The 14049-nt window shown below is 62.8% G+C and carries 7 protein-coding genes and 2 tRNA genes; 8 read left to right on the top strand and 1 reads right to left on the bottom strand.

Annotated features, from left to right (window positions below; translation table 11 throughout):
• Window positions 1-25 precede the first annotated feature (25 nt).
• The 8 genes from RSF91_RS08170 to recD all read left to right on the top strand — a co-directional run bounded on the left by RSF91_RS08170 (window position 26) and on the right by recD (window position 13762).
• Complete coding sequence (locus RSF91_RS08170) at window positions 26-610, top strand: DUF4390 domain-containing protein (RefSeq protein WP_332567949.1); 585 nt, start codon at window positions 26-28, stop codon at window positions 608-610.
• Window positions 610-2934: a sensor histidine kinase gene (locus RSF91_RS08175; protein ID WP_332567950.1), complete on the top strand. Its 2325-nt coding sequence runs from the start codon at window positions 610-612 to the stop codon at window positions 2932-2934. Before RSF91_RS08170 ends, RSF91_RS08175 begins: the two co-directional genes overlap by 1 nt.
• 40 nt (window positions 2935-2974) lie before the next feature.
• A complete protein-coding gene (locus RSF91_RS08180; RefSeq protein WP_332567951.1) occupies window positions 2975-3640 on the top strand; it encodes a response regulator in 666 nt (221 codons plus the stop codon).
• An 84-nt stretch (window positions 3641-3724) separates the two neighbouring features.
• Window positions 3725-3800: transfer RNA gene (locus RSF91_RS08185), tRNA-Phe, on the top strand.
• Window positions 3801-3968: 168 nt separating this feature from the next.
• Window positions 3969-4044 (top strand) — tRNA-Phe (locus RSF91_RS08190).
• Window positions 4045-4320: 276 nt separating this feature from the next.
• Window positions 4321-7875 (top strand): exodeoxyribonuclease V subunit gamma, encoded by a 3555-nt coding sequence (gene recC, locus RSF91_RS08195; RefSeq protein ID WP_332567952.1) that lies wholly within the window; start codon window positions 4321-4323, stop codon window positions 7873-7875.
• A complete protein-coding gene (gene recB, locus RSF91_RS08200) occupies window positions 7872-11657 on the top strand; it encodes an exodeoxyribonuclease V subunit beta (protein ID WP_332567953.1) in 3786 nt (1261 codons plus the stop codon). The genes recC and recB overlap by 4 nt, the downstream gene beginning before the upstream one ends.
• A complete protein-coding gene (gene recD / locus RSF91_RS08205; RefSeq protein ID WP_332567954.1) occupies window positions 11654-13762 on the top strand; it encodes an exodeoxyribonuclease V subunit alpha in 2109 nt (702 codons plus the stop codon). Before recB ends, recD begins: the two co-directional genes overlap by 4 nt.
• A 40-nt stretch (window positions 13763-13802) precedes the next feature.
• Here recD and RSF91_RS08210 read toward each other — a convergent pair whose 3' ends face one another.
• Window positions 13803-14036, bottom strand: a complete 234-nt coding sequence (locus RSF91_RS08210) for an ATP-binding protein (protein ID WP_332567955.1) — start codon at window positions 14034-14036, stop codon at window positions 13803-13805.
• Between the last annotated feature and the right edge of the window lie 13 nt (window positions 14037-14049).

A 14049-nucleotide genomic window follows, 5' to 3' on the forward strand; every position in this document is an offset into this window, starting at 1 on the left:
CGCTGCGGCGAGGGCTGTGCGCTGTATGGTCTGGGTCTGTCTTACAGCGCTGCTGCTGTGGGGCAGCCTGTCACAGGCACATGCAGATACCGTGGTTCCGGACATCAGCTCCATGCAGGTCACCCGCACTGATGAAGGCGTCTTCCTCTCTGCCACCTTGCAATTCGAGCTGCCCGGTCAAGTGGAAGATGCTCTGCGTCAGGGCATCCCCATGTATTTTGTTGCTGATGCGCAGGTGCAGCGTGAGCGCTGGTACTGGTCTGATCAGCAGCTGGGCGTGGCAACGCGGTACTTCCGCCTCACGCACCAGCCGCTCACACGCCGCTGGCGCCTGCATATCTCCAATACGGCCTTTACCAGCTCCGGAACGGGGCTGGCGCTGGGGCAGACTTATGAACAACTGGAAGACGCTGTGGCTGCCATTCAGCGCATTAATCGCTGGAAGATTCTGGAGCCTGGGCAGCTCAGCTCGACCTCTGGAGTTTCCGTGCAACTGCGCTTTCGAGTCGATCTCTCTTCGCTGCCCAGACCCTTGCAGATAGGCGCTCTGGGCCGCTCGGGCTGGAATTTGCAGCTCTCTCGCACCCAGGCTCTGGAGGCTGCGCCCTGATGGCCGAGTTTCAGCATCTGGATGCGGAAAGCCGCACGGCAACTGCAGGGCGCTGGTCACGCACCACGCGCTGGGCCGTGGGGACGGGCGTGGTCCTGATGGTGGTGGTCGGCGTTTTGCTGCTGTTCTTGCTGACCATGGCGACCAACAACCGCCTGGCTTATGAGCGCAATTACAACTGGCTGTTTGCCGCCAATGTGGTGGCTGCAGGTCTGCTGCTGCTGGTGCTGCTGTGGGGCGGCCTGCGGCTGGCGCTGCGGCTCAAGCGCGGGCGCTTTGGCAGCCGGTTGCTGCTCAAGCTGGCAGGCATCTTCATGCTGGTGGGCTTGCTGCCGGGTTTGCTTATTTATGTGGTGTCTTACCAGTTTGTCTCGCGCTCCATTGAGAGCTGGTTTGATGTCAAGGTTGAAGGTGCACTGTCTGCGGGCGTGAGCCTGGCCAGCTCAACGCTGGATACGGTGGCCAACGATATGGCCAACAACACCCGCACTGCGGGCATGCAGCTGTCCCAGACTTCGGATGCAGGCGCAGCTTTGATGCTGGAACGCATTCGTGACCAGATTGGTGCGACGGATGTGGTGCTTTGGAATGCATCGGGTAAAGCCATTGCCAGCGCCGGTCAATCGCAATTCAGTTTGGCACCCGATCGCCCCACTCCCCAGCAGCTACGCATCTTGCGTGAACAAGGCGGTCAGCGTGCCGTTGCCAGCATCGAAGGGCTGGATGACGCAGGGGATGCGCCCGCCGAAAAAACCGCTATCAATGCCAAGGTGCGCACGCTGGCGCTGGTCCCCAGCTCCACGGTAAATCTGCTGGAAGAGGCTCGTTATCTGCAGGCCATGATCCCGCTGCCAGAGGCACTGGTCATCAATGCACTGGCCGTACAAGACGCTAATCGCGAGTATCAGGAGCGAGCGCTTGCTCGCGCTGGATTGCAGCGCATGTATATCGGCACGCTTACGCTGGCGCTGTTTTTGGCCGTGTTTGGCGCGGTGGTGCTGGCGGTGGTGCTGGGTAATCAACTGGCCAAGCCGTTGCTGCTGCTGGCGCAGGGCATGCGTGATGTGGCGCGCGGTGATTTGCGACCCAAACCAGCGCTGCAAACCGGAGATGAAATTGGTGGGCTAACGCGCTCTTTTGCTGTCATGACGCAGCAGCTGGCCGATGCCCGTTCTGATGCCAACCGCAACTTGCTCCAGCTCGATGCTGCACGCAGCAATCTGCAGACCATTCTGGATAACCTCACATCGGGCGTCATCGTGCTCGATAAAAACTGGCGTATTGTGCTCAGCAATCCGGGTGCCACACGCATTCTGCGAGCGCCTATGGCGGTGTTTCAGGGCAAGCGCCTGCGCGATGTTTCTGGTCTGCAAGACTTTGCCCGCGTGGTGCAGGAGCAGTTCGATATCTTTCTTGGCGATGTCTCTGGCGAGCAGGGCCGTGACCGCTGGCAGCAGGTCTATGAGCTTGATGGCGGCAGCGGCAATGGCGATGTGGTGCACAACACCACAAGCCTCGTCATGCGTGGTGCAGAGCTGCCCGATGACCAGCGCCTGCTGGTGTTTGACGATATTTCAGAAATTGTCTCGGCCCAGCGTGCACAGGCATGGGGCGAAGTGGCCCGCCGCGTCGCCCATGAAATCAAGAATCCGCTGACCCCAATTCAGCTGTCTGCCGAGCGCATGGCCATGAAGCTGACTGACAAGCTCCAGCCCACAGAGCAGGCACTGCTGGCCAAGTCCGTCAAAACCATCGTCGATCAGGTTGCCGCCATGAAGCGGCTGGTCGATGAGTTCCGCGAATACGCGCGACTGCCCGCCGCCAACTTGCAGCCGCTAGACCTGAATGCACTGGTTGCAGATGTTTTGCAGCTCTACGGTGAAGAGAATGCGACGGTGCGTGTGGACGTGTCGCTGGACGAAACCTGCCCTTTGATTCAAGGCGACAGCCAGCAATTGCGCCAAGTCATCCACAATCTTTTGCAAAATGCACAAGATGCGACTGCGCAGAGAGCCCAGGAAACAGGGCAGACTCCGGGCTCCGTCACAATCGAAACCCGCTGGAACGATGCGGCTCAGCGCGTGCGCCTGAGCATCAGCGACAGTGGCACGGGTTTTGCACCTAATATTTTGCAAAGAGCTTTCGAGCCCTACGTCACAACCAAGACTCGCGGAACGGGTCTTGGCTTGGCTGTCGTCAAGAAAATTGCAGATGAACACGGCGCAAGAGTAGACCTGGGTAATCGAGAGGAAGACGGGGTAGTTCAAGGCGCGCGAGTGTCGCTATCATTTGTACCCAACGATCGCACAGAGGCGGACGCTTGATTGCGCCTCTGGACAATGCACAGCAATAGGCTTTAGACACATGGCAAACATACTGGTGGTCGACGACGAACTGGGGATCCGGGATTTGTTGTCGGAAATCCTCAACGACGAAGGTCATAGTGTGGACGTGGCAGAAAACGCCACGCAGGCACGCGTATCCAGAGCAACCCATAACTACGACCTGGTCCTGCTCGACATCTGGATGCCCGATACGGACGGCGTTACTCTGCTTAAAGAGTGGGCGACCGCAGGCCAGCTCACCATGCCCGTCATCATGATGAGTGGCCACGCCACCATTGAAACGGCGGTCGAGGCAACACGCATCGGAGCACTCTCCTTCCTCGAAAAGCCCATCACCATGCAAAAGCTGCTCAAGGCAGTGGAGCAGGGTCTGGCCCGCAGCACAGCAAGCCAGAATGCGGAGGCCGCGTCTTCAAGCAGCAACGGCGCAGTACCTTCAGCCACCGCAAGCATTACCGCACAGGCCGCTGAAGACAACTTGCCCAACTCTCACCAAGGCTTTGACCTGGACCGCCCGCTGCGCGAGGCACGTGATGGTTTTGAAAAGGCCTACTTTGAATTTCACCTGGCGCGCGAAGGTGGCTCCATGACGCGTGTGGCCGAGAAAACAGGTCTTGAGCGTACCCACCTCTATCGCAAACTGCGACAGCTGGGTGTGGACCTCGGTCGCAACCGCCGAGGATAATTTTCAAAAAAATCGCGAGTTTCGATTTGAGGCTGAAAAGTATGCCTATAATCGTGGCTTCAGTACTCAAGGGTGCTGAAAAAAGGCCCGGTAGCTCAGTCGGTAGAGCAGAGGATTGAAAATCCTTGTGTCGGCGGTTCGATTCCGTCCCAGGCCACCAAATTCAAAGCCTCAGTACTGTAAAGTTCTGAGGCTTTTCTGCATCTCAGGCCGGATTTTTCTGCACAAGCGGTGTGATGAGCTGGGTGCACCTGCCCGGGTCGGAATTGAGACCGAAAAATATGCCTATAATCATGGCTTCAGCGAACACATGCGCTGAATAGAAAAAGGCCCGGTAGCTCAGTCGGTAGAGCAGAGGATTGAAAATCCTTGTGTCGGCGGTTCGATTCCGTCCCAGGCCACCAGATTTAAAGCCCCAGATCAGCAATGGTCTGGGGCTTTTCTCATGGCGCGTGCGCTTGTTCTCGATAAGTCACTAGCGCGCTTCGAGTAAGAGCGATATTCAAAAATCAGAGCGCTTATCGCATACGGATAGGCGTATTTTTAGGATATTCGCTGTGTACTCAAGAGCTGACAGGTGCGAGCAGCTTTTCTTTTGATAGCGAATCAGTGACGCCTCCCATCAGTCGGCAGCCGTTAAGCTTGCAGCTTCATCGGCACAGACAAGCACAGGAGCGTGTGTGGCAGCACAGCAGCAATCAATAGCGCCAAGTCACTGGCAGCCGGGCCTGATCGCCCTGCACGGCAATCAAACCGAGGCGCTGGCTGACACGGTCATGGCCTGGCTGGCTGCCCACCCGCTGCAGGCGCTAGAGCCCGAAATCGTGCTGGTGCAGAGCAACGGCATGGCCGAGTGGTTCAAGATGCGCATGGCCGAAGAGCAAGGCGTGTGCGCAGCCGCGCAGGTGGAACTGCCCGCGCGTTTTGTGTGGCGTAGCTACCGGCAGATTCTGGGCAAGCACGAGGTGCCCCGTGAATCGCCGCTGGACAAGACGCCCATGATCTGGCGGCTGATGCGCCTGCTGCCGCTGTGTCTGGAAGAGGCTGAATTCACCCCCATTGCCAATTTTCTGCGCCCTGGTGAGCCGCAGCGTCTGCTGCAGTTGGCCGAAAAACTGGCCGACTTGTTTGACCAGTACCAGATCTACCGCGCTGACTGGCTGGCCGCCTGGGAGCAAGGAGACAACGTACTGCGCACCCCTGGTCGCCCCGATGTACCGGTGCCCGAAGGGCAGTTGTGGCAGCCCTTGCTGTGGCGCAAGGTGCTGGCCGAGCTGAATGACACAGAGCGCGCAGCCACCCGCCCCGCCTTGCTGGCACGCATTCTGGCTGCGCTGCAAAGCGGCCAGCCGCCGGTGACGCCGCTGGCGCGCCGCGTGGTGGTGTTTGGTATGAGTCAGATGCCGCTGTCGCTGATGCAATTTTTGAGCGGCATTGCCCAACACAGTCAGGTGCTGATTGCCGTGCCCAACCCCTGCCGTTTTCACTGGGCCGATGCGATCGATGGGCGTGAGCTGCTGCGTCAGCAGCGTCGCCGCCATGTCAACAAAGGTGGGCAGGACCTGGCGCAGATTCCACTTGAAGCCATGCACGCCCACGCCCACCCGCTGCTGGCTGCCTGGGGCCGCCAGAGCCGCGATTACGTGCGCCAGCTGGATGCCTTCGACACCACCAGCGACACCGCTGTGCAATGGAACTGGCCGCGCGTGGATGTGTATGACGAGGCCGATGCCAGCGATCTGGCGGATGCGCCGCTGCTGGTGCAGGTGCAGCAGCGCATTCGTGACCTGGTCCCCATGTCGGAGCATCCGCCATTGCAGATTGCGGCAGACGACCAGTCCATCGTCTTCCACCAGACCCATGGCCTGGTGCGCGAGCTGGAAGTACTGCACGACCAGTTGCTGCACTGGCTGGCTCAGCCTGCAGCGCCGGGTCAGGCGGCGCTGGCACCGCGCGAAGTCGTGGTGATGCTGCCAGCCATTGAAGAGGCAGCACCCGCTATCCGCGCTGTGTTTGGCCAGTATGGCCGTCACGATGCGCGTCATATCCCCTTCGATATTGCCGACGTGGGTGCGCGCGCCAGCAGCCCGCTGGTGACGGCGCTGCAATGGCTGCTGAAGCTGCCGCAGCAGCGCTGCCGCTTGAGCGAGCTGTGTGACTTGCTGGACGTACCCGCCGTGGCGGCGCGGGTGGGGCTGGACGCCAATGATTTGCCCCAGCTCACGCACTGGATGGCAGGTGCGGGCATTCGCTGGGGGCTCAACCATGCACAGCGTGCGCAGCTGGGTCTGGCCGCTTGTGGAGACCCGAACAGCGCCTGGTTTGGTTTGCGCCGCATGCTGCTGGGCTACGCCAGCGGCCCGGCGGTGGGCGTCGACGGCGAGGCCGGCGTGCAGACCTTTGCGGGCATGGAGCCGTATGACGAAGTGGGTGGCCTGACGGCCGATTTGGCGGGCTCACTGGCCAGCTTGCTGGCGCGCATGCTGCAGTGGTGGCAAGCGGCGGGCGTTGCCGCAGCGCCGGATGTGTGGGCGCAGCGCTTTCGTGCGCTGCTGGACGATTTTTTTGTGGCGCAGACCGATGAAGACCAGGCGCTGGTGTCCGCACTGGATGCGGCTCTGGTCAGCTGGCAGAGCGCCTGCGAGCAAGCCGGGTTTGATGCCGATATTCCGCTGGAAGTGGCGCAAGAAGCCTGGCTGCAAGCGCTGTCTGAGCCAGCGCTCAACCAGCGTTTTCGTGCCGGTGGTGTGACCTTTTGCACGCTGATGCCCATGCGCGCTATTCCGTTTGAGGTGGTCTGCTTGCTGGGCATGAACGACGGGGACTACCCGCGCCGTGCCACGCGCGTGGACTTTGACCTGATGGCGCAACCGGGCCAGCAACGCCCCGGCGACCGCGCGCGCCGCGATGATGACCGCCAGCTGATGCTGGATGCGTTGCTCTCCGCGCGCTGCAGGCTCTACATCAGCTGGGCGGGCCGCCATGTGCGCGACAACAGCGTGCAGCCGCCTTCGGTGCTGGTCTCGCAGCTGCGCGACTATCTGGCGCAGGGCTGGCAAGGCGAGGGTGGTGGCAGCCTGCTCGCCCAGCGCACGCAGCAGCACCCGCTGCAGCCCTTCAGTCGTCGTTATTTTGAGCAAGCCTCGGGTCTCTCGACCTTCGCTCGCGAATGGTATGGAGCCTATGCGCAGAGCGAAGTGCAGGCCGTGCCCGCCGTGCCTGCGTTCGAGCCCGATCCCGAAGTACCGTTGACGCTGGCGCGCCTGACCGATTTTTTGCGCAACCCTGCACGCAGCTTTTTGCGCAATCGCCTGTTGGTGCGCTTTGAGCAAGAAGACGAAGTGGTGGACGACGACGAGCTGTTCACCGTCGACGGGCTGACTGCATACGGCCTGATTCAGCAATTGCAGCAAGGCGTGCGCACGCAGCTGGCCCAAAGCACGCAGGTCGATGTGAGCGCGCAAGTGCACAGCCAGGTGCAGCGCCTGGCCCGTGCAGGCGCGCTGCCGTTGGCTGGGCTGGGTGTGCGTGAGGCCGAGGCCTTGCAGGCGCAGACCACGCCCTCGCTGCTGGCCTGGCAGGCGCAAATGCAACAGTGGCCGCAGGCCGCACCGCGCCAGCGTTTGCGGCTGGAGCAAGGCGGACTGTTGCTGGATGACTGGATCGATGGCCTGCAAGAGCGGGGCGAGGATGCGGCAGGCGATCAGGGCGACCGCTTTGCCCGCTGCTGGCTGGCGCTGGAACCACGTACTTTGCTCAACCGCAAGGGCGAGTTGCAGGCCGCCAAGCTTCTGCCCGTGTATGTGCGCAGCCTGGCGCTGTCCGCCACCGGTCAAGACACGCTGATGGGCGTGGTGGCACGCGACACCATTGTCTGGGTGCAGCCGCTGGAGGCCGAAGAAGCCCGCACCCGCTTGCTGGCGCTGATGGCCTTGTGGCTGGAGGGGCAGAACGCCCCACTGCCACTGCCTTTGAAAAGCGCGATGGCGGCAGGCAAGGATGACTTGCTGGCCGCCACGCAAGCCTATGAAGGCGGCTACATGGTGACGGGTGAACGCGAAGACCCCAGCTGGGCGCGCTGCTACCAGGGCTGGGAAGCGCTGACGGAGGATTTGCGCTTCCATGGGCTGGCCAAGGCTGTTTATGGCCCTCTGCATGACTGGCTGGCCAGTCAAGTGCAAACCGAGGCCCTGCCTGCCGTCACTACGACCGAACACGAAGGAGAGCAGGCATGAGCGCCCATCAATCGAGCGGCCATGTGCTGCAACCGTTGCACTTCCCGCTTTGGGGCTCGCGCTTGATCGAGGCGAGTGCGGGCACGGGCAAGACCTGGACCATTGCAGCGCTCTACTTGCGGTTGGTGCTGGGTCATGGTGAAGCAGAAGGCTTTACCCGACCGCTGATGCCGCCCGATATTCTGGTCATGACCTTCACGCGCGCCGCCACGCGTGAGCTGTCAGACCGTATTCGTGCCCGCTTGATTGAGGCCGTGCAGTGTTTTCGTGGCGAGGCCGAACCGGCTGTGCACGATAGCTTCTTGCGTAACCTGCGCGATGCCTACCCCGAAGGCAAGGCGCGCGACACCGCCGCATGGCGACTCGACATGGCTGCGCAGTGCATGGACGATGCAGCCATTCACACCATCGACGCCTGGTGCCAGCGCATGCTGCGCGAACACGCTTTTGACAGCGGCAACCTGTTTGATGAAGCGCTGGAGGCCGATGAAAGTCAGCGCCAGACCGAGGCCGCGCAGGACTACTGGCGCCAGCAGTGCTACCCGCTGTCTGGCGAGGTGCTGGAAGCTGCGCTGAACGTCTGGCCCGACGTGCACGCGCTGGTCAAAGACATGCAGGCGCTGCTGCGCGAAACCGTGCCAGCTGCTGCAGGTGCGGGCTCACTGGCTGACTGCATTGAGCAGGCGCAAGCACAGCGGACGCAGACGTTGCAAGGCTTAGCCGATGGCTGGGTGGGCAAGGCAGAGCGCCTGCTGCACTGGGTGGAAGCAGAGATGGATGGCCGCGGTGCGCTGTGGGACAAGCGCAAGCTGCAAGCGCGTTACTACACAGACTGGTTCGCCCGCATTACCGCGTGGGCACAAGACCCGCTGAACCAGCCGTTGGAGTTGAGCGATTCCGCCCGCAAGCGCCTGTGCCCCGAAGGCATGGCCGAGGCCTTCAAAGGCTCGACCATGGACTTGCTGCTGCCCACCGAATTTGCGGAGCTGGCGCAGTTGCTGCAAGCGCTGGATTCCTTGCCTGCCACCAGCGTGACGCTGCGCCTGCATGCAGCAGTCCATGTGCAGCAACGCCTGCTGTGGCTCAAGCGCCAGGCCGGTACCTTTGGCTTTGCCGACATGCTGCAGCGGCTGGATGCCGCGCTGGCAGGCGACAACGGCCCGGCCTTGCGCGCCAGCATTCTGGCCCAGTATCCGGTGGCATTGATTGACGAATTTCAAGACACTTCGCCGCTGCAATACCGCTTGTTTGATCAGATTTATCAGACGGCAGACAACAGCCAGGAAAGCGCCTTGCTGCTGATTGGTGACCCCAAGCAATCCATCTATGGTTTTCGCGGTGCGGACATTTACAGCTACCTGCAGGCCCGCACGGCGACCGAAGGCCGGCACTATGTTCTGGACACCAACTTCCGCTCTACACAGGCGCTGGTCGATGCCGTCAACCAGTGGTTTGTGCAGGCCGAAGAGCGGGATGGCGAAGGTGCCTTCATGTTCTGCGCCGGGCAGAGCAATCCGCTGCCGTTCGAGCCCGTCAAAGCCAATGGCCGCAAAGAGCGGCTGATGCAAGGCAGCCAGCCCATGGCCGCGTTGACGGTGGCGTGGGATGAAGGCGCCGAGGAACCCAGAGCCGCACTCAGCAACGACGACATCCGCCGCCGTGGGGCGGAGTTTTGCGCCAGCCAGATCGTGCAGTGGCTGATGGACGAAGGCACGGGCTTTGCCGAAGACGGTCAGCCGCTGCAGCCCATGCGCCCGGCCGATATTGCCGTGCTGGTGCGCACCGGCAAAGAAGCTGCCGCCATGCGCCGCGCACTGGCCAGGCGCAATGTGGCGTCGGTCTATCTGTCCGATCAGGATTCGGTGTTTGCCAGCGACGAAGCGCAGGACTTGTTGCTGTGGTTGCGTGCCGTGGCCACGCCGCTGGACGGCCTGGCCGCCCGCGCTGGTCTTGCAACGCCAATGATGGGCTTGTCGTTTGATGAGCTGGCATGGCTCGCCAGCGATGACGAAGCTTTTGATGCGCGCAGCGAGCAGTTGAAAGAGCTGCACAGCCTCTGGCTGCGGCTGGGTGTGCTGGCCATGCTGCGCCAGACGCTGTACCGGTTTGAATTGCCCGCGCGCTGGCTGCAGGGCATGGGCGGCGAGCGCCGCCTGACCAACTACCTGCACCTGGCCGAGCTGCTGCAAAGCGCCAGCGCCCAGCTGGAGGGAGAGCAAGCGCTGATCCGCTGGCTGGCCACGCAGATCGAAACGCCGGGCGCAACGGGCGATGCGCAAATTGTGAGGCTTGAATCGGACGCCGATCTGGTCAAGGTCGTCACCGTGCACAAGAGCAAGGGACTGGAATATCCGGTGGTCTGCCTGCCGTTTGGGGGCAGCTTTCGACCTGTGGATGGTAAGGCGGCTTACCTGTCGCTGCCCGTGCTGGTGGACGGCGCTCCAGCGCGTGACCTGGTGCTGGACTACGACAGCGCGCAGCTGGCGCAGGCCGACAAGGAGCGCCTGCGGGAAGACCTGCGCCTGCTGTATGTGGCGCTGACCCGCCCGCGCCATGCGCTGTGGATGGGGCTGGCGCCCATGAAGCGCGGTAGCAGCAAGAGTTGTGTGAACGAACAGGGCGCAGCGGGCTACCTGCTTGCGGGTGGTGCTTCACAATCCATCGCAGGCTGGCGGGCCAGCGTGCAGCAGTTAAGCGACAGCTGCCCGCACATTGCGGTGGTCGATTTGCCAGCCGATCTGCCCGTGCCCACCCGCTATGTGCCCGCGCAGGCATTACCTGCATTGGTCGATGCCCCTTTGTACGACGCACAGTTTGACCGCCGCTGGGGCATTGGCAGCTTTTCGTCGCTGACGCGCGCCATGGCTGCGCCCAGCTTGCCGGTGTTGCCCGTGGCCGCACAAAACCCGGCCGAAGATGAGCGCGCCTTGCAGGCCGATAACGCAGGCGACGGTGCGCTGGATTTGAGCGCCATCACAGCTATGCCTTTGACCGCTGGAGCCCGCAGCGATGCAGCCGTGTGGCACCGTTTTATGCGTGGCCCCGTGGTGGGCAATTTTCTGCACGACCAGATGGAATGGCTGGCGGGCGAAGACTTTGCACTGCAAGCCGAGGAGGACCCCGAGGCCAGCGAACCCTTGGCCGCGCGCCTGCTGCGCCGCTGCGAACGAGCGGGCCGCAAAGAGCAGGCGGCAGACACTTTGCAGTGGCTGCGCGCTGCGGTGCACCAGCCTCTGGCGCCCATTGGCGTATCGCTAGCCGAACTGGGGCAGGGCGACGCCTTGCTGCCCGAGATGGAGTTTTGGCTGCCCGCGCAGCGCCTGTCTGCCCAGCGCATTGATGCCCTGTGCCGCCAGTACATCTTGCCGGGCCAGCCGCGCCCCACCTTGCCTGAGCGTGAGCTGCACGGCATGCTGATGGGCTTTGCCGACCTGGTCTTCAGCCACGGTGGGCGCTACTGGGTACTGGATTACAAAACTAACCACCTGGGCAACGACGGTGCGGCCTATGCGCCCGACGCACTGGCCCGCGCCATGCTGGAGCACCGCTACGACGTGCAGGCCGCGCTCTATTTGCTGGCGCTGCACCGCCTGCTGCAAAGCCGTTTGGGTGATGGCTACGACCCCGCCCAGCAGCTGGGCGGCGCGCTCTATTTTTTCATGCGTGGGCTGGATGGCGAAGCCGCCGGCATGCATGTGCTGGCACCGCCGCTGGCGCTGCTCGACGGCCTGAACGCGTTGCTCAGTGACGAGGCCCAACACCCCGAGGAGGTGCAGCCATGAAGGGCCGCCGCAAAGCCGATCTGCAAACGCTGGACTTGTTTGCAACCGCCACACCTATCACTGGATTTACGACCGCCCCCGAAGACGGCGACACGATCACCCTGACGACCGCCGGACTGCTGGCTGCGCTTGAGCGCTTGGCCGATGCCGGCCTGCTGCGCCGGCTGGACAGCGCCTTGGCCGCCTTTGTGGCCGAGCAAGATACCGACGCCGAACCTGCGCTGCTGATCGCCACTGCCGTGCTGGCGCAGATGGAAGGGCGGGGCCACAGCTGCCTGCCGCTGCAGGCGCTGGCGCACAATCCCAATGAAATCCTGGGATGGCCCAAAGAGGCTATGCCTGTGCAGCTATCACTGTGGGAGCAACTGCCCTCCAAGCTGAATGACTGGTTACAGGCCCTGCGCCGCAGCCCGGTGGTGCGCGTGGTGATGCAGGGTGAACCGTCCGAGGATCAAGGCCAGCCGCTGGTATTGCTCGATGGCCCGGCGCCGCTGCTCTATCTGCGCCGCTACTGGGATTACGAACGCAATGTGGCGGCGCACATCGCCCAGCGCACGGCAACGGCTGGCACCGAAGTGAACGAGCCGCTGGTGAGCAACTGGCTGAACCGCCTTTTTCATGCTTCTGCTGACGCGGTGGACTGGCAAAAGCTGGCCTGCGCGCTGGCGTTGCGCGGGCGGCTGTCCGTCATCACCGGCGGGCCGGGCACGGGCAAAACCTATACCGCAGCCCGCTTGCTGGCGCTGCTGTTTGCCACCGCGCCCGATGCCGCGCAGCTGCGTGTGGCGCTGGCTGCGCCCACGGGCAAGGCGGCGGCGCGGCTCAAGCAATCCATCGACAGTTCGCTGTTGGAGCTGAAGGGCGCGGTGGGCCAAGACCTGAATCTGGAGGCGTTGGTCAAGCGCATGGGCGCAGCGCGCACGCTGCACTCTCTGCTGGGGGCTAGGCCCGATACGCGGCGCTTTGCCCATCATGCGGGCAACCCGCTGGATGTGGACGTGCTCATCGTCGATGAGGCATCCATGATCCATCTGGAGATGATGGCCGCGCTGCTGCAAGCCCTGCCGCCCACGGCACGCTTGATTTTGCTGGGGGACAAAGACCAGCTCGCCTCGGTCGAGGCCGGAGCCGTGCTGGGCGACCTGTGCCGCGATGCCCAGCAAGGCCACTACACGGCAGACACGCTGGCCTATGCCGAACGCGTATCGGGCCAAGTCCTGCCCGCACCATTCAAGGCCCGCGCGGCGGCGCTGCCGCTGGCCCAGCACACCGTCATGCTGCGTGAAAGCCGCCGTTTTGGTGGCCCCATCGGCCAGTTGGCACTGGCCGTGAATGCGGGCGATGCCCCCGGTGCTTCGGCGTTGTTGAATGCGCAAACCCAGTCGGGCCTGAACGCCGAGCTGTGGGCGCGCGAAGGCGGATCGGTGGAGGCAGTGGTGCGCAGCGCCGTGCAAGGCCGTGGCAACGCTGCCAGCTATGCGCTGTATACCGAGGTGCTGGCGCAGGGCCGGGGCCTGCATTTTGCTTCTGAAGCGGAGCACCAGAATTGGGTAAAGGCGGTGCTGACCGCTTTTGATCGCTATCGCCTGCTGTGCGCTGTGCGAGAGGGTGAGTGGGGCGTGGCCGGCCTGAACCGCGCCATAGAGGCGCTATTACATCAACGCGGCTCCATTCGCAAAGATGGCGAGTGGTACATGGGCCGCCCAGTGATGGTGACACGCAACGATGCGCAGCTGGGCGTGTTCAACGGCGACATTGGCATGGCGCTGTCCAGCTTTGCTGACCCGGCGCGGTTGCGCGTGTACTTTTTGCAGGGCGACCAGCTGCACCATGTCAGCACCGCACGCCTGGCGCATGTGGAAACTGCGTTTGCGCTGACGGTACATAAAAGCCAGGGCTCGGAGTTTGAACACACGGCGCTGGTGCTGTCCAAGCAAGGCGGCAGCGTGCTGAGTCGCGAGCTGGTCTACACCGGCATCACGCGGGCGCGCAAGGCGTTTTCGCTGTGGTCAGAAGTGCCAGGCTTGCTGGGCTCGGCCATGGGTAGCCCTACGCAGCGCAGCAGTGGATTGCTGGGGTTTCTGGAGGGCGCTGCTTTCCATTAAGGCGAGGACAGGTCCAGCTGCCACCAGCATTTTCTGCCCGCTAAAGTTTGGCGATTTTCACCATCTGAATGGCATCAAACGGGCCGCGCACGGCACACAGCGCGCAACCTGTGCAGCCGGGCGCATCGTGCAGGGTGGAGCGCTTGGGGCCGAAGCCGGTAGGCGTTTGAGTCTGAAGCGACAGCACATGCGGCGGGCACACGCCTATGCACCAGCCGCAGCCCGTGCAGCGCTGCGGATCAATGTCTGGAAGTGCTTTGCGGGGAGCGGCCATGGGCTTCAGCGGT

The sequence above is a fragment of the Comamonas sp. genome (assembly GCF_036643215.1).
Lineage (GTDB): Bacteria > Pseudomonadota > Gammaproteobacteria > Burkholderiales > Burkholderiaceae_C > Comamonas.